The following is a 22,846-nucleotide window of genomic DNA, read 5'->3' on the forward strand; positions in this document are numbered from 1 at the left end:
CGTGACTTTATGTTAGGTGAAATATTAAATCCATACTATTTACAAGTAGCTTCATTTGTTATGATCAATATCATTCTGGGGATTAGCATATACATAACTCTTTCCTCAGGGCAATTATCTTTGGGTAGTGCCGGGTTTATGGGTATAGGAGCATATACTTCAGCATTATTAACGATTCATTTGGATGTGCCGATTATAGTTGGTATTATCGCCGGAGCATTAGTTGCTGGTATTTTGGGAATGTTAATCGGTATTCCTGCCCTCAGACTTCAAGGAGTCTATTTGGCAATTGCAACACTTGGCTTTGGAGAAGTAATTCGAGTGATTTTTTTGAACTGGGAATCTGTTACCTTAGGTGCAGTTGGACTTGCGGGCATTCCTCATTTAGGTAGAGAGCTATTTAAAAGCCTATCTGGTATGGGGTTTGATCCTGATATGATTGGGTTAAAGAATAACCAGGTGATTTACTTACTTGTTCTTATTCTTTTGTTGTTAATTAATATCTTTCTAGTATGGTTCTTTATTAGACAAAATAAATCCCGTGTTGGGCGCGCATTCGCTGCTATTAAAATGGATGAAAAAGCAGCCGAATCGATGGGGATAAATATTACTTATTATAAAGTATTGTCCTTTACGCAAGGGGCTATTTTGGCAGGCTTTGCTGGAGCTATATATGCTCATGTAATGGCGTATATTAGTCCGGCTGATTTTGCATACCATCGCGCAATAGAAATACTAATTTTTTCAGTGTTTGGTGGTAGTGAAGTGATTTGGGGAGCTATATTCGGGGCAACTTTTATGACGATTTTGCCTGAAGCTTTACGATTTATCAGTGAATATCGTTATATGATTTATGGAGTAATTCTTGTATTAATGATGGCATTCCGTCCTCAAGGTATTATTGATGCGTCCATTTTGCAATGGCTTAAAAAGAATATGAAATTAAAAAGGAGGTCCGACCATGGTACTAGAATTAAAAAACATCACTAAAAACTTTGGCGGTATCTCTGCATTAACTGATGTTTCTTTCAAAATCAATGAAGGTGAAATTTTTGGTCTCATTGGTCCTAATGGAGCAGGGAAAACGACGATGTTTAATGTTATCACGAACATGTTCGCATTAACTTCTGGGCAAATTAGCTTTCTTGGAGAAGAAATATCAGGGATAAAACCGCACAAAATTACGAATAAAGGGATTTGTCGTACCTACCAAAACATACGACTTTTCTCGCAAATGACAGTACTAGAAAATGTTTTGGTTGGCGGACATTGCCGAAGTAGCTCCGGTGTTTTTCGCAGTGTTTTTCGTACAAAGTCCCAGCGTACCGAAGAAGAGGGTATGTATGAAACAGCAAAAGAGCTACTAGAGTTGGTAGGTTTAGCTCAATTCGAGGACGTTGTTGCTGAAAATTTAGCATATGGTCAGCAAAGAAGACTTGAAATTGCTAGAGCTTTATCTAGTAATCCAAAGTTATTACTATTAGATGAGCCAGCAGCGGGAATGAATGAAACCGAAACAGAAGACCTGTTTGATTTAATAAAACAAGTACAAAAAAGAGGCATAACGGTACTGTTAATAGAACATGATATGCCCTTTGTTATGAAGCTTTGTGATAGAATTACCGTTTTAAATTTTGGAAAGAAACTTGCCGAAGGAACACCTGAAGAGATTCAGAATAACCAAGATGTTATTGAAGCATACCTCGGTTCAGAGGAGGACGATCAAATTGCTTGAAATAACTGGTATTGAAACTTTTTATGGGAAGATCCAGGCTTTAAAAGGTGTCAGTCTTAAAGTAGAACAAGGTCAGGTTGTCACAATTCTTGGCGCAAATGGAGCAGGGAAAACGACTACGATGAAATCGATTTCGGGGTTATTAAAGCCGAAAAATGGAACTGTGGAGTTTTTAGGAGAAGATATTACAGGGATGAGACCAGATCAACTTCTTCGAAAAGGGATCGCACTTGTTCCTGAAGGTCGAGCTATATTATCTAGCATGACAGTAATGGAAAACCTTGAAATGGGAGCATACCATCGAAACGATAAAGATATAAGAAAAGACATTGAAGAGGTAATGGGGCAATTTCCTATTTTAAAGGAAAGAAGAGAACAGCTCGCAGGGACCCTTTCAGGAGGACAGCAACAAATGTTGGCTATTGCCAGGGCATTACTTTCAAAGCCGAAACTATTGTTACTAGACGAGCCTTCTATGGGATTGGCTCCTTTAATAGTAGCGGACATTTTCAAAATGATTAGAGAAATTAAAAACGCAGGGACTACAGTCCTTCTTGTAGAACAAAATGCAAGACAGGCTTTAAAAGTTGCGGATTATGGGTATGTAATGGAAACAGGAAAAGTAATTATCAGTGGAGAAGCAAAGACTCTTTTAGAAGATGCAAGGGTCGTTGAAGCATATCTTGGGAAAAAATCTACGTCAGTTGAGTCAAAAGAACAAGTTAAGCATTGATAAAGTATATATCATTTCATATTGCGAGGTATTCGACGATTGAATCGTTTTGAATACCTCGCTCTTTCGTTTGAGAGGGATCCTTCTTTTCTTAAAAGACAAGGCTGTAGGGGGACGTTTTCCAGGGGGCAAGCATCAAGCCGCTTGGGCCAACAAAATGTTGGTTATGAAGGCGTCGCATCCAAGGTGTATGGTTGTTATTTGAAAAGAAATTATGTATAATAGCACTAAATTTAGGAGAGGAGGGTTAACTATATGCAATCTGTTCGTTTACGCTAAGTTGGCAATAAAAAAGCGAATTTTTCCATCCGCAGATGGGCTTTTTTGTCATGCTTGCGATTCGAATAGAAAGATATAGTTAACGCTTCTGAGCGGAACAGTACTCTTTCATATGCGTTTTTGCGGGCTTCTGTGCACTTTTGTGGAGAAAGCCTGCTTTTTTATTGCCTTCTTTGACAATAAAAAAGAGGAGAGAAAATGAAAGATGAACTTTGAAAATTGGCAACTGAAATATTTTACAATATGGGGCGGTCAAGCGATTTCCCTTGTGACAAGTGCAGTACTACAAATGGCGATTATTTGGTATTTAACAGAGCGAACAGAATCCGCGATGATTTTATCGATGGCGACGCTCGTGGGCTTTTTACCACAAGCATTATTTGGTGCGTTTATCGGTGTGTGGGTGGATCGTTGGAATCGTAAATGGACCATGATTGTGTCTGATATGCTTATTGCAAGTGCTGCAGGGGTCTTAGCAGTAGTCGCTCTGACAGGGGATTTACCTATTTGGTTAATTTTTGTGATTTTATTTATTCGTAGTGTCGGCACAGCTTTTCATACACCGGCATTACAGGCTATAACACCGTTACTTGTACCGGAGGAAAATCTAGTAAAATGTGCAGGGTACACACAGTCATTACAATCTATAAGTCTCATTATTAGTCCAGCCCTAGCAGGTTTGTTGTATGCATCTTTTGGATTACAATGGATTTTTTATCTCGATATCATTGGGACAATTTTCGCTAGTTTAGCTGTTGCCGCTGTGGTTATTCCAAATCTACCGAATACAGAAGAGCAACAGGTTTTACAAGAAATGCGTGAAGGATTTTTAGCACTAAAGAATGAAAAAGCCTTATATGCATTACTTTGGGTTTGTGCTGTTTATTCGTTTCTTTATATGCCAATTAGTGCATTATTCCCGTTAATGAGCTTGTCTTATTTTAATGGGACGATTACTTCTGCAGCGGTAGTAGAAGTGGTTTTTGCCATTGGCATGCTGGTTGGGGGTATCTTACTCGGCGTGACAGGTGGATTCAAGAAGCGGGTTTGGAGCTTTACATTTTCACTTGCTTTAATGGGGGGAGCACTGATTATTAGTGGTGTATTGCCAGAAAGCAGTTTTATGTATTTTGCTGTAATGTGTAGTTTAATGGGGTTATCTGCTCCGTTTTTTAATGGGATCTATATGGCGTTAATACAGGAGAAAATTGCGCCTGAATATTTAGGTCGAGTGTTTAGCTTACTCGGCAGTGTATTCTCACTTGCTATGCCACTTGGATTAGTATTATCTGCTCTGTTTGCAGATGACATCGGTGTAGAACGTTATTTCTATTTATCAGGAATAGGCATTTTGGTTTTAGCCATTTTCTGTGCATTACATCCAAAAATTAAAATATTATAAGAGGTCATGAAATATGAACATGCTGTTATTCTTTTAATACGAGCGTTTAGTAGACGCTCGTATCGATGCTAGCTATCGATACGAAATATTATTTCGGAGGTAGCTACAATGGAAAAAATCTGTTTTGAATTAGAAAATATAAATGTCACGTTTTTAGATAAAGAAGTTTTATCAATTGATCGATTAACAATTCATCAGTTTGACAGAATTGGTATTATTGGAAAAAATGGTGCGGGAAAAAGCACATTATTAAAATTATTAGCAAGTGAAATTTCACCAACAACAGGTGTCGTAAAGCAATATGTAGATCTGGGCTATTTTGAACAAATGGAGGTTCCTACTGACAAAGAAGTGAACATCGTACTTCAAAGTAAACTTGGGGCGAGAGATGCACATAGTGGTGGCGAACAAACTAGACTAAAGTTAGCACAGTTATTTACGAATTATTATGAAGCATTACTCATCGATGAGCCGACAACACATTTGGATCAACAAGGTGTTAATTTTGTCAAAGAAGAGCTTAAGTATTATTTCGGTGCACTAGTATTAATAAGTCATGATCGTGATGTATTAGATGAATTGGTGACGACGATTTGGGAAGTAGTAGATGGAAAGGTTAACGTTTACACAGGGAATTACAGTGATTATGTCATCCAAAAAGAACAAGAAAGATGGCAGCAGAAGCAAGCCTATGAACAATATCAGCAAGAAAAAAATCGTCTTGAAAAAGCAGCAGAGCAAAAGATGAAAAAGGCTGAAAAAATCGCAAATGCAAGCAACAAGGCAAAAAAGGATGCAAAAGCAAAACCCAATCGTATGATTGAAACCAAATCGAAAGGCACAAGCCAAAAAGCTGTGCATCGTGCTGCGAAAGCCATTGAAAAGCGAAAGGAAAAATTGCAAGAAGTCGAGGCTATGAAAGAAACACAACCGATTTTCTTTAAACAGGGACCGACTATAGAGATGCATAACAAGTTTCCCATCATGGCAGATGGTTTAACAATTCAAATCAAGAATCGCGTACTCCTGAAAGATGTGAGATTTCAAATTCCGTTAGGTGAAAAAGTAGCGATTACTGGACCGAACGGCTGTGGCAAAAGTACGTTGTTAAACGATATTGTAGCCAACGGTGAAGGCATTTCACTATCTCCCAAAGTGAAAATTGGTCAATTTCAACAGCTGAGTTATCAGCATTTAAAAGATGAATCTGTATGGTTATACATGAAGTCACGAACAAACTATGAGGATACGATTATTCGTAGTGTGTTACATGCAATGCAGTTTAGTGGATCAGATCTACAAAAGAGTATTCGTCATTTGAGTGGTGGGGAGGCCATTCGCTTGCAACTTTGTGAGCTATTTCTTGGTGAATACAATATCCTCATACTTGATGAACCAACGAACTTCTTAGATATTGAAGCTATTCAGGCATTAGAGCTGTTTATGCAAAATTATAAAGGGACGATTCTTTTTGTCTCCCATGATCGACAATTTGTTGAGCGGGTTGCAAATCGATGTTACCGTATCGAGCATCAGCAATTAATAGAGGTTTAGTGGGTACTATTAACTTTTCTTATACTAGATGTGTTAAACAAATAATTAAGCAAGGATTTTTGAACTTAAGAAGTTTAAGATAATCAAACCTTTTTACAAAATGATATTTGGGGGTATTTTATTAAACTCGCATTTTGATTAATTTTTCAAAATGCGAGTTTATTTTAAAGCGTATAGAAGAAAAGAGCTAATCATTAAATTTGTCGGTTAAATCGAGCAGAAGGTTGGAAAAGGTGCAAACCTTCGTGGTTCAGACATAACAAGCCAGTAGGGAATACCATGCGAATACGAGTTTAAGTAAAGTCTTTTGGGATGAACATAAATAATATGTTTGTCCTTTTTGTTGTTTAAAGGAGAGAAAGGTTTTGTGGAGATAGAAGAACATTCTTAAATATTGAATCTCTAAAAGTGACGAGATGGGTGCAAACAAAATTTCTAATTCAGTGGGTATTCAAACCCCTGCTGAACAATGGAACCCTGGCTAAGAATGCCGCGTCCTGTGGCAACGCCTAAGTGACCAACATTCTATTGGCCCAAAGCCTCCAGCAGATTTGCAGAATAGGGTTAGTCCTAGGTGATTTTTTTAGAAGCCATTTTCACCTTACTCTTTGTTTTCTCATCCATTGCGTTGCAACCCACTTTTCACCAGATATAACGGGCGCTCCACCGTGTAAAGTTAACTCGTTTAAGTTTTCATCGTTATAGAAATACTCGAAATAAACCGCCATACCTTTTTGTGGCGATACTGAAAGATTCAGTTTAGGAAAAAAAGTTTCTCCACCTTGTTCTACATCATTTAAGTACATAACGAGTGTACTAATTCTATTATTGTTTGCTATTTTACTTGTCGATGAAAAGAAATCATAATGAGCCTTATATTCTTGACCAGGAGTATACTGAAGGATTTGAATGCCTTCACCGTGTTCAATGGGGATATTCATAATAGATGAGATTCTTTTTTCAACTCTAGCAACCAATTCATTTTCACTTTCTTCAAAAAACATACTACTACTTGTTCTCTGTTCATTTACTTCGCGTGAAGCTCCAATTTTTGAACGTTTTAGTTTGTCCTTTGACAAATTGATTAGTTCATCGCATTCTTCGTTACTTAAAACATTACCTAAAATCACGATCAACGGTTCTTCTAATCTAGTGATGATGTCAATCTCTCTATCTGTTATTATTTTATTTCCACTGTGACTGAATATAGTTTGCTCCTTATTTTCCGTTATCAACTTCATAAATCACCTTATCCTTTTTTTGGAATTACTTTCGCTTTATTTTATCATATTATTTTTATATATCGCAATTTTGTCAATGTTCTGATAATATTTTGGGAATATCGGTACTAATAGTGTGTGAATTTTAAAAAGGTAACTGGTACTAACACAATTCGGAAAAAAACCGTCTAATTGCAAGTTATATTACGCATACGTAATCAGACAATTTTAAGAATAATGACTTTAAGTAAAAGGGTTGAATTTCATCTTAAAAACGAATATTATATTTGATGTTGTAAAAAATGTTCGTGTTTAAGAAAGGCGGTATTATGATGTTTCGTTTGAAGGAACATGGTACAAATGTAAAAACTGAACTTCTTGCGGGAATGACTACATTCCTCACAATGGTATATATCGTAGTTGTAAACCCGATTATTTTATCGGGTGCAGGTGTACCACTTGACCAAGTATTTATGGCAACTATTATTTCGGCTGTTATTGGGACATTATGGATGGCGCTTTGTGCCAATTATCCAATCGCAGTTGCTCCTGGTATGGGATTGAATGCATATTTCACATCTGCTGTTGTGTTAGCTTCTGGAGGGAAAATTGATTATATAACAGCATTTTCCGCTGTTTTCGTGGCAGGGATTATTTTCATTATTTTATCTTTAACGCCATTACGTGAAAAACTAATCATGGCAATTCCAGAAAATTTAAAACATGCTATTACTGCAGGTATTGGTTTATTTATCGCGTTCCTAGGCTTACGTATGGCTAATATAATTGTCGCAAGTGATAGTAACTTAGTAGCGCTAGGTGATTTAACTTCTCCTGGTGTACTTTTAACGTTATTTGGTTTAGGTATCACGGTTATTTTAATGGTACGTAATATCCATGGTGCATTATTTATTGGTATGGTGGTTACTGGTATTGTAGCAGCACTTACAAATCAATTGCATATTGATAAGGTGGTAGCTCTTCCTCATTTACCAGAAGGTATTTTAGTTTGGAATCCAATTGAAGCATTTAGTCAGGTTATTTCTTATGGTTTATATGGAGTGGTATTCTCATTTATTTTAGTTACACTCTTTGATACGACAGGTACAATGGTTGGTGTCGCGAAGCAAGCTGGTTTAATGAAGGGCAATCAATTGCCTCGCGCTCGTAAAGCACTATTAGCTGACTCAGTGGCTACAACTGTTGGGTCTATGTTCGGGACAAGTCCAACAACAGCATTTATTGAATCTTCAGCTGGTGTTGCGGCTGGTGGTCGTACAGGTTTAACAAGCTTAACGGTAGCTGTTCTATTTATCATTGCTTCGTTCTTTGGACCGTTAGTAGGCGCTGTATCTGGTGTTGCTGCGATTACTTCTCCAACTTTAATTATCGTGGGTACATTGATGATTGCGACAGTCAAAGAAATCGAGTGGGATAAATTGGATGAAGCGTTCCCTGCATTCTTAATCATTTTGATCATGCCACTTTCTTCAAGTATTGCGACGGGTATTGCTTTTGGATTTATCACTTACCCTATCTTGAAAATTGTTAAAGGTGAAGCGAAAAAAGTGCATCCAATACTTTATGTTTTCGCTATCTTATTTGCATTCCAATTAATATTCTTACCTCATTAGTTCGAAAAAGCTCACTGTATAATTAGATGCAGTGAGCTTTTTTGCACAGCATGGGTGTAAACTATCGTTTTTGAGAGGTGTATACTAAAATAGATTGAGGAATGCCAGTTTAAGTATGGTCAGTGGAATGGATATCTTTGAGGTGTGGTAATTAAGTCGGTTATAGGGCTATTAATAAAGTTTTTCCAATTAGATAAAAGCATTACAAAAATTATGAATTATACATAAGAGGTGACTTACATGGTACAAGTAAATACATATATTTCAAATCCCGATTACGGTCAAGAGCAATTAGATGTACCGCTTGTCTACAATATTAAGGATAAGTTTGTGACGAGCACAAATGCGCTAGATTACGGTTATATCACAATACATGATGGTAAAACGCTTTTTGAAGGTTCAATGGAGGTGATGCCGGAATATTGGTTTATTGTCCTGCAAATAATCGGCAATGCTTTTGACGAAGGGAAGGATAGTTGGGAATTTCCGACGCTACTCGCATTTGAAATCAATGGTGAGCAACTTACGATTACTCAAAATGACGATAATTTTCATTTTGTTAGAAAATCAGTCATTCATGCGCTGCTAGAGGCATGCAAGGAGGTAGTTATGACACCTGAAATATTCATTAACTATCATTATCCGTATAAGCCAGTAAAGGAAATGTACATAAAGGTTATCGAAGAGCTACATAGTAAAAATGAATCTTTTGATTAATAGATTTTAAAGTAGTTTTTTGGGGGATACATACAAAATTTTGATTACACTTTAATAAAAATCAACAGAATAAGGAAGATTATATGGATGTGCAGGAGCAGCAAGTGCTAGAAATTGCCCAGGAAATATTGAACAAAATTTTGCGGAAATTCAATTTGTTATGCTCGATATATGGTACAACTAATAAATTATTAGTAAAAATGACGTCAGATATGAAGAATCGTGTGGGTATTACGATGTTAATTATTCGTGAAGTTAAGCGAGTGCCATGAAAGCTCGTTGCTATGCATTTTATCGGAGATAGTATAGCGAAAAAGCTGAATGAGCAGGGGATTTTTACGATTGGTGATTTATCCTAGAGTGTGCGAAAGCGCACATCCGGAACTAAAATCAACCTCTATTTATGATGATGAACCCAATTTTTTAAATTAAATCTCATTTAATCTGACTAACCGAAGATTACCAATGTTTAATATAGGCAAATGCGTAGTCTGTCAATCCTTACATAACATAATCTATATCGAGATTAAAAGGAGGAAAAATTATGCGGAATTTTGACCAATATGACAGATACGATGATGACTACGAAGATTATTATGACAGTTATGGAAGACGTCATAGAAGAAGACGTCCACGTTATCAATACCCGTTTTACCCATTCTACCCATTCTACCCATTCTACCCATTCTATCCACCGTACTACCGCCGACCATACAACCGTCCATACGGCTACTAGTATAAATAAGGTACCTACTCTTGAAAAAAAGAAACGACAGAATCTAAAAAACAGATTCTGTCGTTCCGGTTCGTTTTAATGTTCATTTTAAAACTGGGAACGCTTTAAGAATTTCCAGTTTATTATTACATAAACTCTGTCATAATGACTGGTGGAATTTTCCGACACGAAGAATACTTTTCAGCGTAGAGAATATATACATATTAAGAATCTAAGTACATATTTTCTGATGGAGGGATAAATTACATGAATCAATTAGTAAATGACAATCTGAATAATTCGAGAAATAACTTAGTTCAAGAGATTACCACATTAAGTGATGTTCAATTTAATAGTAAGCCTGATATGGATATGTGGAGTATAGCACAAATTTGCCATCACTTAGTTTTAGTGGAAGAGTCAACGATAAAAGATATTGCATGGGGATTAAAAGCGAGTGAACCTACTCAACAAGAGCGTAAAAAAGTCGACCTTATATTATTGGATAGAACGAAAAAGATTAAAGCGCCAAAAATGGTTGAACCAGATGTAACACCATTTGAAGTTCAGCAAATGATTGATTTGCTAAATGATTCAAGAAAAAAATTGCTGACTTTTCTTAGTACAATAGAAGATAAATCCATATTGGCGGAAAAATCCGTGAAGCATCCGGCTTTAGGTGAAATAGCTTTGGACCAATGGGTTGAACAAATCTATTTGCATGAACAGCGACACATAGAGCAGATAAAAGAGATCAAATTACTGTTAGAGGTGAAGCACTAAAACTATTGTTACTGACTTTTTTCTGTTAGTGAAGCAGGTGCTCAAGCCAATGCGATTTTTTTAAGTTTGGCTGGAACAGCAAAGGCAAATGGTATCGACTTCTATCAATACCTAGTGACATTAATGACAGAGTTGCCGAATTTACCAATCCATCAGGAGCCAGAAATTTTAAATGATTACATGCCTTGGTCAAAAACTATCCAAGCCACATGTGCAAAATAGCCATCTATCTGAAAAAAATTTCAAATAGATGGCCATTCGTCGTACGTACCGAAAGGGTGCGTATTTTTTATATTTCGGGCTTACAGTTCAAATGCCGTTTTAGTTAATTTAGATGAGAATAAAATCTTACTGGACAAGAGTAGTGAAGAAAAGATTTACCCTGCTTCTCTAACGAAGATAATGACTGTCCTAGTTGCAATTGAAAATATACCGGATTTAAAGGAAAAGATATCCCTTCCTAAAAGTATATTTACAGGTTTATATGGAGCAAATGCCTCAATGGCAGGCTTCCTTCCTAATGAAGAGATAGAAGCAAAAGATTTACTTTATGGTTCTATGTTGCCTTCTGGAGCAGAAGCATCTATCGGTTTAGCAAATTTTATAGCAGGTTCAGAGAGGGGATTTGTAAAACTAATGAATGAAAAAGCTCAACAACTAGGAATGGAAGACACTCATTTTAAGAATGCAACAGGACTCCATCACCCTGATCATTATACAAGTGTCAAAGATATTTCAATACTTCTACAATATGCATTAACAAACAGCACATTTCGCGATGTTTATACAGCAGAAAGGTACTCTATTTCACCAACTAATCTTCATCCAGCAGGCATAACGTTTACGAGTCTAATGTTTAAAAAATGAGTTCAAGTGATTTGCCTAAAGGAGAAATTATTGGAGGGAAAAAGGGTATACAGATGAAACTGGTTTATGTCTAGCAAGTCTAGCTGTAGTAAATGGGCAAGAATATATTCTTGTTACAGAAGGAGCTAAGGGAGATCATTACACAGAACAATATAATATTACAGATGCATTTTCGGTGTATAGTAGATTATAAGTAGGACCGACTATTTCAATAATCAAATCTCTGCAAATTTGATACAAAACTACATTCAAACTTTTTTTATTTTGCCAATAATAGTATATGTACTAGATCTTATTTTTGAAAAACATGCAACGATTAAAATGTGATTTATGACATTTAATGCGTTGCATGTTTTTTTGTAAGGAGATAAGAGTAGGAAGAATTATAAAGCGATAAGGTGGCTCTTAGAATTTCATGGAGTAGTGACTTCCTAAGCCTCTAGACTGATACAATTTCATTCCTAGGTACCTACTCTTTTATTACAGAAAGGGATAAATTGTAAGTGTGGATACTTTTGGAATAAGATACATGCTCTTGTGAGTGTGTTAGAGGGGCAGGTAGTACCTGAACAACCTAAATGTATTAAGGTGGTGAATTTTATATGAAGTTACTCAAATGTATAACCCAAATAAGCTTAATCTTTTTATGCTGCAATATGTTTCTACCCATCACGTTAGTTTCAGCAAATCAAGATATTGAGATTCAGCTAGACGCCTATATTGAATCGTACTTAAAGGAATACCAAGTTCCTGGTGCATCGGTAGCTATTGTCCATAACAATGAAATTTATTATTCAAAATCGTGGGGGATAACAGGAGAATCGGAGGAACAAGTAACGACAGAAACCCCTTTTACAATAGGCTCCATCAGTAAATCATTAACAGGTTTAGCCATAATGAAATTAATCGATGAAAATATAATAGAACTAGACGATCCCGTACAAAAGCATATTCCTTGGTTCAAATTAGAAGATAAACATGTAGTAGCTCAAATAACGATTAAACATTTACTTACTCAAACAAGTGGATTTAGTACGTACACAGGATTAAGCATCTCTGATAAAGAATCTAAAGATTTCGGTGCAATAAAGAAGTATGTAGAGAGTTTAACAAATGTTAACCTCACTGCTTTACCTGGAGAAAAACATCAATATAGTAATGCCAATTTTTTAATTCTTGGAGCACTAATTGAAGAAGTTACGAATCAAACATATGCCGAGTACATGGGAAAAAATGTGTTTGCCCCTTTAGGAATGAAAGGGGCAGCAGCAGATTATAAGACTGCTTATGAAAAGGGATATCGAAGCGGATATCAGTCATGGTTTGGGTTACCTCTGAAAAGTTCCGTAACATATGATAATGGTGGAGCACCATACGGATACATTGCAGCAAATGTAGAAGATCTAGTCAAATACATCAAATTATTAAGTGGGAAAGATTTTAAAAATTTTTTGAGTGGAAATATGATGGATTCATACTTAACGCCACATATTCAAACCGGTGAAAACCGTTATTACGGATTAGGAATACGAATTTCAAATCCAGACGCTCAGGATAAAATGATCTGGCATTCAGGTTCTACACCGGATTCTCATTCAGAGATGTTTTATATTCCGAAAACGGACTGGGGAGGAGTAATTCTTACAAATAAAAATAATCAGTTAGAAGAGGAAGGACTATATTACCTTAAAATCGGTATTATCAATATTCTAAATGGCGATGAACCAGTTGACATTCCAGATAACACACTAATTCTTCAGTTTATTATCCTAGGATTTATTTGTTTACTGTTTGGAATATACATTTATTTACTATTAAAAACGAAGTTGGAAAAAACACGTAAAAACGGTTTATGGGCAGGCGTGGGTATTTTTTGCTTGATTTTTGCAATTGTTCTACTTCCGTTAATCGTTTATTTTTTGGGGGCACCATGGCATGCAATCAAAGTATTTTCACCTGATGTTGCATTACTAACAATCATTACGATTACATTATTGGCATTTATCGGCTTAACGGCGATAAGAATATCATTTAGAAATAAAAAGTAACGGAATTTCTTATTAAAATCGTTGGGATACCTTTATTTATTAATTCGGTCATTATAAGTTTGAAATCAGTTGAAAAGCGAGAAAAAAGAGGTGACTTATGTATTTCAGAATAATCCGCAATGATGTTTTAAAAAGCAAACTAATAACACTGACAACAATGATATTTGTTGCTGCTGCGGCAATGCTTGTTTCTCTCTCGGCAATACTTGTCGTCAATCTTTCTGGTGGGATCGATACACTCATGAAGCAGGCAAAAACGCCGCATTTTATGCAGATGCATGCGGGTGGAATTGATACTGTACGGCTTACTGATTTCGCAGAGCACAACAGCAATGTAGATGAATTTCAAGTGCTTGAATTTCTCAATATTGACGGTGCGCAGATTGTCATTGGTGGAAACTCGCTTGCGGACAATGTTCAGGACAACGGCTTTAGCACACAGAGTGCAAAATTTGATTATCTCCTTGATCTTGACGGAAACGTAATAAATGTAGCTGATGGCGAGATTTTTGTTCCTGTAGGTTATATGAAGGACGGCACTGCTAAAGTCGGAGATAAGGTTGTGATAAACGGAAAAAACCTTACCGTTGCGGGATTTCTTCGTGATTCACAGATGAACTCGTTACTTGCCTCGTCAAAAAGGTTTCTAGTGAGCGAAATTGATTACGCGGCAATAAAGGAGTTTGGAAGCTCGGAATATTTGATTGAGTTCAGATTAAAGGATTTGTCTGAAATTGGGGCATTCGAAACTGCTTATACCTCTGCAGGACTTGAAGCAAATGGACCGACAATTACATATCGGCTTTCCAAAATGCTGAATGCCATTTCCGATGGGCTGATGATTGCGGTCATACTTCTTGTAAGTGCGCTTGTCGTTGCGATCGCATTTATGTGCATACGCTTTACGCTTCTTGCGAAAATCGAAGACGACTACCGAGAAATAGGTGTTATGAAAGCGATAGGGCTACGTGTTACCGACATGAAAAAAATTTATCTTGCCAAATACGCTGTGATTGCGGCTGCTGGTTGTACGCTTGGTTTTGCACTTTCATTTATGTTCAAGGGACTACTTCTTGAAAATATCCGACTTTATATGGGGGAAAGTGAGAATTCTTATTCTGCATTATTTTTCGGAATATTTGGTGTGTTTTTCGTATTCCTTACCATTATTGCTTATGTAAGCAGAGTGCTGAAACGCTTTCGAAAAATATCAGCCGCAGAAGCGATACGCTTTGGCACTTCACAAGGAAAATCCGCGGGCGCAAAACATTTTTGCCTAAGCGGAAACAGGCTGCTTAACACGAATATTTTCCTTGGTATGAAAGATGTTCTTGCAAGAAAAAGTCTTTACGCCACAATGCTTGCTGTGCTTGTAATTTCAACATTTATCATTATCGTTCCAAAAAACCTATACAACACCATCTCCTCAAAAAGTTTCATCACATATATGGGGATAGGAAATAGTGATATGCGCATTGACATTCAGCAGACTGACAATATTTCTAATAAAGCAACAGAAATGGCAAAGGTGATGGAGAAAGACAAATCCATATCCAAATATGCCGTGTTTACGACTAAAACATTCAAAATTAAGGCTCGGGACGGATCAGAGGAAAGAATAAAGATTGAGCTAGGCGATCATTCAATATTCCCTGTAAAATATTCCGACGGCAGAGCACCGGTCTCAGAAGGTGAAATTGCACTTTCGGTTATTAACGCCGGTGAACTGGGTAAAAAGGTTGGCGATGAAATTACGCTGATGATTGAAGGGAAGGAGAGAAATCTTACCGTATCTGGAATTTATTCTGACATTACAAACGGTGGCAAAACCGCTAAGGCCGTTTTCAGCGACAATTCGGCAGATATTATGTGGAGCGTTATTTCCGCGGAGTTGTCGGATAAAACTCATGTCGAAGGTAAGGTTTTGGAATATGCGGATAGATTTAATTTTGCGAAGGTTTCGGGCATTGATGATTATATTACTCAGACATTTGGCTCAACAATAAACTCCATAGGAAAGGCCTCCGGGGCTGCAATTGCTGTTGCGTTGATACTAACTGTATTAGTGACGTTGTTGTTTATGAAAATGCTTGTTGCAAAGGACAGATATTCCATTGCCGTGATGAAATCATTCGGTTTTACAAACAGTGATATTTCGGCACAGTATGTTTCGCGTTCAGTATTGGTGCTGGTTGTCGGGATTATTCTCGGCACGCTTCTGGCAAATACTCTTGGAGAAGTACTTGCAGGTGCGATTATTTCCTCGTTTGGAGCGTCGACGTTTAAATTTGTGGTAGATCCACTTTCGGCGTATCTGTTTTGTCCACTGCTGCTGATATGCTCGGTGCTACTGGCTACCATTATTGGCACATTTAATGCGGGACAAATAAAAATATTCGCTAACATTAAGGAGTAGATTATGAAGAAGATCATTATTGGTGAAAATTTAGTAAAGTCTTTCGGTGAGGGCAATGAAAAATACCGTGTTCTCGACGAAGTGTTCGTTGAAATAAACGAGGGTGAGTTCGTTGCGATTATGGGACCTTCAGGATCGGGAAAATCGACACTGATGTTTGCGCTAAGCGGAATGGACGATATTGACGGCGGAAAAGTTACTTTTGACGGTAAGGATTTATCTGTATTCAAAGAAAATGATCTTGCCGACATACGCAGATCAAAAATGGGATTTGTTTTTCAGCAGCCGACTATGCTGAAAAACTTGAATATCCTCGATAACATCATTCTACCTTCAATGCGCGATAACAGAAAAAATGTTTCGGAGATTAACGAAAAAGCAAGAACACTTATGAAAAAGGTAGGCATTGCAGAACTGGAAAAGCGTGATATTACCCAGGTTTCGGGAGGGCAGCTTCAGCGTGCGGGAATATGCCGCGCACTTATGAGCAATCCTAAAATTATTTTCGGTGATGAGCCTACTGGCGCACTTAACTCAAAATCCGCGCAGGACATTATGGACATATTTTCCGACATTAACTCAGAAGGTACTGCGGTTATGCTTGTAACACACGACGCAAAGATTGCAGCAAGGACCGAGCGTATTTTGTTTATGTGCGATGGTAAAGTCGTGAGCGAAATGCGACTTCAGAAATTCTACGATACAGATATTGATGACAGGATCAAAAAAGTCACGGCAAGATTGCAGGAAATAGGAATCTAAATAGAGACTTTATAAAACAACAATAAACTCTTATTTCGATTAATCTTTTCAGATGTGTTAATTAGGGGAATATTAGGTTACCACTTACCTGTAAATTAATTGATTGTACGGAGGGTGCTTGCTCGTGGAAAACGAGCATCCCGTAGCGGAAATCGACTTTCCACTTCAATGGTAATGGTGAAAATAGGTTAATAAACACACATTTATTTATATGGGTATTTTTGGGATTTGTTCCATATATATTGATATGGTGTGTTTCGAAGAAAGAGGGGAATAAGATGAAATTATGGTGGTTTGCAAATATTTTTTGGTTGGTTGTTTTTGCATTAGGTGCAATTATTATTGGTTTAAGGGAAGTTGATGGAGCTGGAATATTTCAAACTCCTGAAATAAAAACTATAACTTTTATAATGGTAGGAATTTTATTCGTAATTATTTTGTTTATCCAATTAGTATGGCTATTTTTTGTCAAAAAACTGAAATATTGAATGTAGAATTTTAATCGCTCCTTATTTAGTTAACTTAAGAAGGAGCTTACCTAAAAGAAAACTAGTGTGCGAGAATACTTTTAGAATGTTTTTTTGATATACAGGTAAAAATCCACGTAGACTCCTGCGGGAACATTTTTTCGACGAAAGCGTGAGTGAAACGTAGCGGCAGGAGTACGCACAAGACGTAAGTCGCAACAAGCCGCGCGTAGAGAGGGTTACTTACGCTGTGCCCGCGGAGAGCGAAGTGGATTGTTACCATATAGAAAGCTAGTTGTTCTACATAGAGGGACTTATTGTATAGTCCCTTTACGGTTTTTACTATTCCTTCCTCATGTTAAAATTGGAATAAAAAGGGGGAGTGTTATGTGAAAGAGAATTGTATTCTAAAAAGGAAAGTTTTTATCATAGCATTATTGGGTCTAATAATTAGTGGCATATTAATAGGATGCCAAAATGATGATAGTTTGCCAGAAACGAAAAGTACCGTAGATGAAGCAGAAAGTGAAGCAAATAAAGAGCAGCAAAGCATTACAGAACTCACAAGTGAAATAGAATCGTTACAAGCTCAAAGTGAATATTTAAATGAAGAAAAACAATATTTTGCGACTGTCATTAAAGAAATAATTGCTGATTTTACCGAAGAAGAAATGTTGAAATTTTCCCAAGATCAGATTATTTATGATTTAACAGTTAATGGAGAATCTATTCCGAAAAGTGGACAAGTAACTATTCCTACTGGTGATGTGAAAATTTTACTCTCAGAAAGAGTTAGGGGTTATGATTTTTTACCATCTGAATGGATAGATAGAGGGAGAATTAGTGAGAACTATATTGACCAAATATTAAATTTTGATACTACAAATTGGACACCATTGATGACTGATGGAACTGTTGTTACTGGCCAGGGATATCAAGCAACAAATATGAAAGCAGGAGAACGATTCTCCTTTAACATTACTGATGAACTGAAAGAACGATTAAACCTTGATACCAATACTATACAGATTGAAATAAACTAAGTTCCATTGAAATAATAGAATTTTCATCAAAATTTTGACCATATTTCTGTAATTAAGATTGATTGTCTATAATTATATAAACCTAAAAGGAGTGGTGCATTTTAGTTATAACTAACTATGTATCACTCTTTTCAGTGCTTAGAGCATGTCTTATACTTTCCTAATCTATTTACAGTTCATTAAATGTAATAATTAAATTTTTTGAAAATATTCCATTGCTGAAATATGTGCTTTCTTTAGAGTAACCCCACTATAGGTAAGCGCATGGAACGAAAGGCGGCGACTCCTAGGGAATTAGCGGCTCAAGGCTCGCCCCTTGGAAAGTGTCCGCCTATAGTGGAATGTTCTAGAAAGTGCAGATTTTAGTGTAGAGCCCAGAAAATATTTGTTAAATCTTTTTAAAATTATATGAATATATTTTTATAACATGTTAACATTCAAGATGTAGTAGACATTAAGGCAGAAAGGAAGATGGAAAAATGAATATTGAGTTTGAAACACTTCCAAAGTATCGCATCGCATATGTACGACAAGTTGGTCCATATGGTCCTGCAAACAAGCAAGTAATGGAAAAGGTGAAGCAATGGGCTGGGGAGAATAATTTATTGACAGAATCGGCGATCATATTCGGAATTCCACAAGATCACCCGGAAATGACCCTCCCTGAAAACTGTCGATATGATGCGTGTATTGTGATCTCCAAGGATTATCTAATAGATGACTCGATTTGGGAAGGTGAATTAGCTGGTGGAGAATATGTTATTTGCAAAGTCAAACATACTGCAGAAGATATTCAAAAAGCATGGGCAGAAATTTTTCCGACATTACAAAACAGTGGCTATCAAATTGACAACAAACCGATCCTCGAAAGATATACTGGAGAAATGATTAATAATCATTATTGCGAAATATGTGTACCAGTTAGACCGTTATAGTTTGATTTGGGGTGTTCTCTGAAAGTGACAGCTAGTAATTATTCAAATGAAAAAGCCTTATTGAACTAAAATGTTCAGCAAGGCTTTTATGATGGATAAACGTTTCCAGTATAATGTTGTTGGATTATTATCATTTTTGTGATTCACTTGAAATAATGTGGATATAAGTTTTTATGCGAGTATATCCAATCTCTCATTTCAATTATCATTTCTTCATAGCTTGGGACGTTAAATGAAAAATCTTTTCGGGTGTTGAGTAAGGTTTTATCTACATTGACTTCCAGAGAGGGTAAGATAGTAGTCTTATTTTCTTTTAGATGTTTATTGAATAATTGGAGTAAATCAAACTTATTAATATTCGTAGGATTGACGAGATGGTAGATTCCAGTGAGGTCTTCTGTTGCTGCTTTTTCTATTGCCTTTGCTAAGGTTAACGTCGTTACACCGTTCCAAATTGCGCCTGTGTACCCATTAATAGTACCGTGCTGCTTCATGAACCAATTAAATAAGCCAATGCCACTTTCCTTCATATCGGGACCAATAATCGAATTTCTGAATGTTAAGTGCCTGTCACTATCAATTTCTCCTAAACTTTTTGTGCAGTCATAAAAACTTTCGCCATCATGCTTGCTTTTTTCGTTATAGGGAGCTGCTTTTCCTGAGAAAACACAGTCAGTACTTAGATGAATAAACAATGTATCTGTATCTTTTAATATATTGACAATTGCGTGTGGCAAATAACTATTAAGAAAAACTGCTTTATCAGGGTTTTTATCACATGCCTCATTTAAAACCCCGATGCAATTAATGATGACATCATAGTCGTTGAGTAAAATCCACCGTAAAAAAGAAGAATCCGTAATATCACCAGTACTACTTTTGCCAAAAGGTAAGTGAGTTCTCGAATAGGTAGTGACGTTATGCCCATTCTCACGTAAGTAGTGGGTGATCGTGTGACCGGCCATTCCTGTTGCGCCAAGAACTAGAAATTTCATGGTTTTCCTCCCTTCCATTTATGTAATTCTTCCTGAATGTATGGCAGTTTTAATAGTTTTTCCTTTATTTCTTCTATAGAAAGTATTTTTGTATTATTGGAGTTATATTCATCTGTTAGCGTAATTTTGGGAGAGCCTTCTTCAAGGTACTTACTATAATTTAAATCACGATTATCCGCAGGTATTTTATAAAAGTTACCCATATCGATTGCTTTTGCTGCTTCTTCCTTTGTTAATAGAACCTCATAAATTTTTTCCCCATGGCGTGTGCCAATAATGTTCACTTTATTTTGTACATTAAATAATTCGAGTAGGGCTTGCGCTAAATCAGCGATATGTGCAGCCGGAGATTTTTGGACCATTATGTCTCCATTTTCTGCGTTTGAAAAAGCATATAATACTAATTCGACAGCTTCATCAAGACTCATCATAAATCGTGTCATTTTGGGGTCTGTAACGGTTAATGGTTTGTCAGCTTTTATTTGTTCGATGAATAGGGGGATGACAGATCCACGTGATGCCATTACGTTACCGTATCTTGTGCCGCATATTAGTGTTTGGCTAGAAGTTAGCATCCTGGACTTGGCGATAAACGTTTTCTCCATCATTGCTTTTGAAATGCCCATTGCGTTGACAGGGTAGGCAGCTTTATCTGTAGAGAGGCAAATTACTTTTTTTACTCCTGCATTTATCGCAGCAGTTAATACATTATCTGTGCCTAGCACATTTGTTTTAACAGCTTCAAGTGGAAAAAACTCGCAGGAGGGAACTTGCTTTAGGGCTGCAGCATGGAAGACAAAATCCACATTATACATTGCATTATGGATGCTTTGAATATCGCGAACATCCCCAATGAAAAATTTGATTTTATTATTTTGGTATAAAATCCGCATATCATCTTGTTTTTTTTCATCACGAGAGAAAATCCGAATTTCCTTAATATCTGTCATTAAAAATCTTTCCAATACCGCGTTTCCAAAAGACCCAGTACCACCTGTTATCAGCAATGTTTTATCTTTAAACATCGTCTTGAAATTCCTCCCCCCTAGTTGCTAGGCATTACTTAAGCCCTCTTAGATGCAAATCATACTCAGAATTTTCTCTAGGGAAATTATACCAGTATGCCAATAATTCAGTGTACTTGGCTGTAGGATTGGAATTCATAAGTGCACAATTGAAGTCCCAATCTCCGGCAATATCTGTTCTTTTGGTAAATTTCGCCTCGCCGATAATACTTCTACGGATAATTTTAAATTGCCCGGGTAATGAATAACGATTGGATTCATCTTTGATAAAAGTGTATCCAGCTTTCGTTAACATATTGTAATAATAGATGTCATAGGTTCCATCAACTTGTGCCAATACATTTCTAATTGCAGGCAAGTAATGATCATCACTATCGATGATTGCGACATAATCACCAGTTGCTTCTGCAATGCATCGATTATAGGTATCACTTGCACCAATGTTGGTTTCATTTACTAATATTTTTAAGGAAGGGCAATTTTTTTTATAGTCTTTTAATATCGCTAAAGTACGATCCGTAGAGCCGTCATCGCAGACGATAATCTCATAGGCATACTCTTTTGGAATGCTATCAAGCATTGTCAAAATCCATTCTTCACTATTGTAAGCCGGTGTTAAAAAGCTAATTTTCATAAAAATACATCAATCCATTCATCAATTATTAATACCCTGAAAATTACATGATGCTATTGTGGTTAATTGAGTTTTTCAAAGAACCATCATTTTTGACCAAAAAATTGAACTTCGCCTTCCTAATCTACTATATGCAAGCATACGAAACGTCTTTAGGCCAATGATTTAGGGCGGTCAATAGAATATGAAACTAGCAGATTGTATACTTGATATTGATAATTTCGCGAAGTATAATTCACAGAAAAGCTTGAAGGAATTTTCAAGATGATAAATGGAAGGGGATTATGATGGAGATAGTTCGTGCAACGATGAATGATTTAGAGGATCTAACAATACTTTTCGATGAATATCGCCAGTTTTACGGTCATGGATCAGATGTGAGTAGCGCAAAGGCTTTTTTACAATTACGACTTGCGTTAAATGAATCTATTATTTTTTTAGCTGTTCAAGATGGTAAAACAGTTGGCTTCACACAGTTATACCCAACTTTTTCATCGGTAGCTTTACAACGAGCGTTTATTTTAAATGATTTGTATGTTACAGACGATGCGAGGGGATTAGGCGCTGGGAAGGCATTAACTGAGATGGTATTCCAGTATAGTCAACAACAGCACGCTCGCTATGTAACACTTCAAACAGCACCTGATAATGTAAATGCCCGTGGGCTCTATGAGAAGTTAGGTATGAAGCAAGATGAATACTGTAATTATGTGAAATATTTTGATTAAGAAAAAGCATGGGGAAGTCCAATAAGTCAATTTAAGCAGAACAACTGCCTTTCTATATGGTAAAAATCCGCTTCGCTTTCCGCGGGCACAGTGTAAGTCGCAACCCTCGCTACGCGCGGTTTGTTGCGTCATACGTCTTGTGCTGTTCCCGCAG

The 22,846-nt window shown here is 36.7% G+C and carries 22 protein-coding genes and 1 pseudogene; 19 read left to right on the plus strand and 4 right to left on the minus strand.

Annotation, left to right across the window (positions count from 1 at the left end; genetic code table 11):
• Window positions 1-9 precede the first annotated feature (9 nt).
• The 5 genes from ACIQ2D_RS04790 to ACIQ2D_RS04810 all read left to right on the plus strand — a co-directional run bounded on the left by ACIQ2D_RS04790 (window position 10) and on the right by ACIQ2D_RS04810 (window position 5,703).
• Complete coding sequence (locus tag ACIQ2D_RS04790; protein ID WP_402860188.1) at window positions 10-990, plus strand: branched-chain amino acid ABC transporter permease; 981 nt, start codon at window positions 10-12, stop codon at window positions 988-990.
• Complete coding sequence (locus tag ACIQ2D_RS04795) at window positions 962-1,735, plus strand: ABC transporter ATP-binding protein (RefSeq protein ID WP_402860191.1); 774 nt, start codon at window positions 962-964, stop codon at window positions 1,733-1,735. Before ACIQ2D_RS04790 ends, ACIQ2D_RS04795 begins: the two co-directional genes overlap by 29 nt.
• Window positions 1,728-2,468 (plus strand): ABC transporter ATP-binding protein, encoded by a 741-nt coding sequence (locus ACIQ2D_RS04800; RefSeq protein ID WP_402860194.1) that lies wholly within the window; start codon window positions 1,728-1,730, stop codon window positions 2,466-2,468. Before ACIQ2D_RS04795 ends, ACIQ2D_RS04800 begins: the two co-directional genes overlap by 8 nt.
• 484 nt (window positions 2,469-2,952) lie before the next feature.
• Window positions 2,953-4,149, plus strand: a complete 1,197-nt coding sequence (locus tag ACIQ2D_RS04805; protein ID WP_402860197.1) for an MFS transporter — start codon at window positions 2,953-2,955, stop codon at window positions 4,147-4,149.
• Between the two features lie 108 nt (window positions 4,150-4,257).
• Window positions 4,258-5,703, plus strand: a complete 1,446-nt coding sequence (locus ACIQ2D_RS04810) for an Msr family ABC-F type ribosomal protection protein (RefSeq protein ID WP_402860200.1) — start codon at window positions 4,258-4,260, stop codon at window positions 5,701-5,703.
• Between the two features lie 596 nt (window positions 5,704-6,299).
• On the opposite strand, the gene ACIQ2D_RS04815 is transcribed toward ACIQ2D_RS04810, so the two are convergent.
• Window positions 6,300-6,944, minus strand: a complete 645-nt coding sequence (locus tag ACIQ2D_RS04815) for a 2OG-Fe(II) oxygenase (protein WP_402860203.1) — start codon at window positions 6,942-6,944, stop codon at window positions 6,300-6,302.
• 311 nt (window positions 6,945-7,255) lie between these two features.
• Between ACIQ2D_RS04815 and ACIQ2D_RS04820 the strand changes: the two genes are divergently transcribed.
• The 13 genes and pseudogenes from ACIQ2D_RS04820 (at window position 7,256) to ACIQ2D_RS04880 (ending at window position 19,310) form a co-directional block, all read left to right on the plus strand.
• On the plus strand, window positions 7,256-8,557 hold the full coding sequence (locus ACIQ2D_RS04820) for an NCS2 family permease (protein WP_402860206.1): 1,302 nt from the start codon (window positions 7,256-7,258) through the stop codon (window positions 8,555-8,557).
• A gap of 240 nt (window positions 8,558-8,797) precedes the next feature.
• Window positions 8,798-9,274 (plus strand): hypothetical protein, encoded by a 477-nt coding sequence (locus ACIQ2D_RS04825; RefSeq protein WP_402860209.1) that lies wholly within the window; start codon window positions 8,798-8,800, stop codon window positions 9,272-9,274.
• Between the two features lie 83 nt (window positions 9,275-9,357).
• Window positions 9,358-9,546, plus strand: coding sequence for a hypothetical protein (locus tag ACIQ2D_RS04830; protein WP_402860212.1), 189 nt, complete (start codon window positions 9,358-9,360; stop codon window positions 9,544-9,546).
• Between the two features lie 272 nt (window positions 9,547-9,818).
• A complete protein-coding gene (locus tag ACIQ2D_RS04835) occupies window positions 9,819-10,010 on the plus strand; it encodes a hypothetical protein (protein WP_402860215.1) in 192 nt (63 codons plus the stop codon).
• A gap of 246 nt (window positions 10,011-10,256) precedes the next feature.
• A complete protein-coding gene (locus ACIQ2D_RS04840) occupies window positions 10,257-10,772 on the plus strand; it encodes a DinB family protein (RefSeq protein ID WP_402860218.1) in 516 nt (171 codons plus the stop codon).
• A 15-nt stretch (window positions 10,773-10,787) separates the two neighbouring features.
• Window positions 10,788-10,994, plus strand: a pseudogene (locus ACIQ2D_RS04845) (transposase domain-containing protein); the annotation flags it as partial.
• A gap of 129 nt (window positions 10,995-11,123) precedes the next feature.
• Window positions 11,124-11,639 carry a D-alanyl-D-alanine carboxypeptidase family protein gene (locus ACIQ2D_RS04850; RefSeq protein ID WP_402860633.1) on the plus strand — a complete coding sequence of 172 codons (516 nt, stop codon included), beginning with the start codon at window positions 11,124-11,126 and terminating at the stop codon, window positions 11,637-11,639.
• A gap of 602 nt (window positions 11,640-12,241) precedes the next feature.
• The gene (locus ACIQ2D_RS04855) at window positions 12,242-13,687 is read left to right on the plus strand and encodes a serine hydrolase domain-containing protein (protein ID WP_402860223.1); all 1,446 of its coding nucleotides are present in this window, start codon (window positions 12,242-12,244) and stop codon (window positions 13,685-13,687) included.
• A gap of 97 nt (window positions 13,688-13,784) precedes the next feature.
• A complete protein-coding gene (locus ACIQ2D_RS04860; RefSeq protein WP_402860226.1) occupies window positions 13,785-16,103 on the plus strand; it encodes an ABC transporter permease in 2,319 nt (772 codons plus the stop codon).
• A 3-nt stretch (window positions 16,104-16,106) separates the two neighbouring features.
• On the plus strand, window positions 16,107-16,865 hold the full coding sequence (locus ACIQ2D_RS04865; protein ID WP_402860229.1) for an ABC transporter ATP-binding protein: 759 nt from the start codon (window positions 16,107-16,109) through the stop codon (window positions 16,863-16,865).
• Window positions 16,866-17,143: 278 nt separating this feature from the next.
• Window positions 17,144-17,353 (plus strand): DUF3923 family protein, encoded by a 210-nt coding sequence (locus ACIQ2D_RS04870; RefSeq protein ID WP_402860232.1) that lies wholly within the window; start codon window positions 17,144-17,146, stop codon window positions 17,351-17,353.
• Between the two features lie 368 nt (window positions 17,354-17,721).
• The gene (locus ACIQ2D_RS04875; RefSeq protein WP_402860235.1) at window positions 17,722-18,375 is read left to right on the plus strand and encodes a hypothetical protein; all 654 of its coding nucleotides are present in this window, start codon (window positions 17,722-17,724) and stop codon (window positions 18,373-18,375) included.
• A gap of 479 nt (window positions 18,376-18,854) precedes the next feature.
• Window positions 18,855-19,310, plus strand: coding sequence for an AraC family transcriptional regulator (locus tag ACIQ2D_RS04880; protein WP_402860239.1), 456 nt, complete (start codon window positions 18,855-18,857; stop codon window positions 19,308-19,310).
• 143 nt (window positions 19,311-19,453) lie between these two features.
• Here the strand turns inward: ACIQ2D_RS04880 and ACIQ2D_RS04885 are convergent, their stop codons facing one another.
• Genes ACIQ2D_RS04885 through ACIQ2D_RS04895 form a run of 3 tightly spaced genes read right to left on the minus strand, consistent with a single transcriptional unit; the run spans window position 19,454 to window position 21,964 of the window.
• Complete coding sequence (locus ACIQ2D_RS04885; protein WP_402860242.1) at window positions 19,454-20,305, minus strand: dTDP-4-dehydrorhamnose reductase family protein; 852 nt, start codon at window positions 20,303-20,305, stop codon at window positions 19,454-19,456.
• Window positions 20,302-21,330: a polysaccharide biosynthesis protein gene (locus ACIQ2D_RS04890; RefSeq protein ID WP_402860245.1), complete on the minus strand. Its 1,029-nt coding sequence runs from the start codon at window positions 21,328-21,330 to the stop codon at window positions 20,302-20,304. The genes ACIQ2D_RS04885 and ACIQ2D_RS04890 overlap by 4 nt, the downstream gene beginning before the upstream one ends.
• Before the next feature lie 34 nt (window positions 21,331-21,364).
• The gene (locus ACIQ2D_RS04895) at window positions 21,365-21,964 is read right to left on the minus strand and encodes a glycosyltransferase family 2 protein (RefSeq protein WP_402860248.1); all 600 of its coding nucleotides are present in this window, start codon (window positions 21,962-21,964) and stop codon (window positions 21,365-21,367) included.
• A gap of 287 nt (window positions 21,965-22,251) precedes the next feature.
• Here ACIQ2D_RS04895 and ACIQ2D_RS04900 point away from each other — a divergent pair, with 287 nt between their 5' ends.
• Complete coding sequence (locus ACIQ2D_RS04900; RefSeq protein WP_402860251.1) at window positions 22,252-22,692, plus strand: GNAT family N-acetyltransferase; 441 nt, start codon at window positions 22,252-22,254, stop codon at window positions 22,690-22,692.
• The last annotated feature ends 154 nt before the right edge of the window (window positions 22,693-22,846 follow it).

The organism is Lysinibacillus sp. NPDC097287 (genome assembly GCF_044761695.1).
Classification (GTDB): domain Bacteria; phylum Bacillota; class Bacilli; order Bacillales_A; family Planococcaceae; genus Lysinibacillus.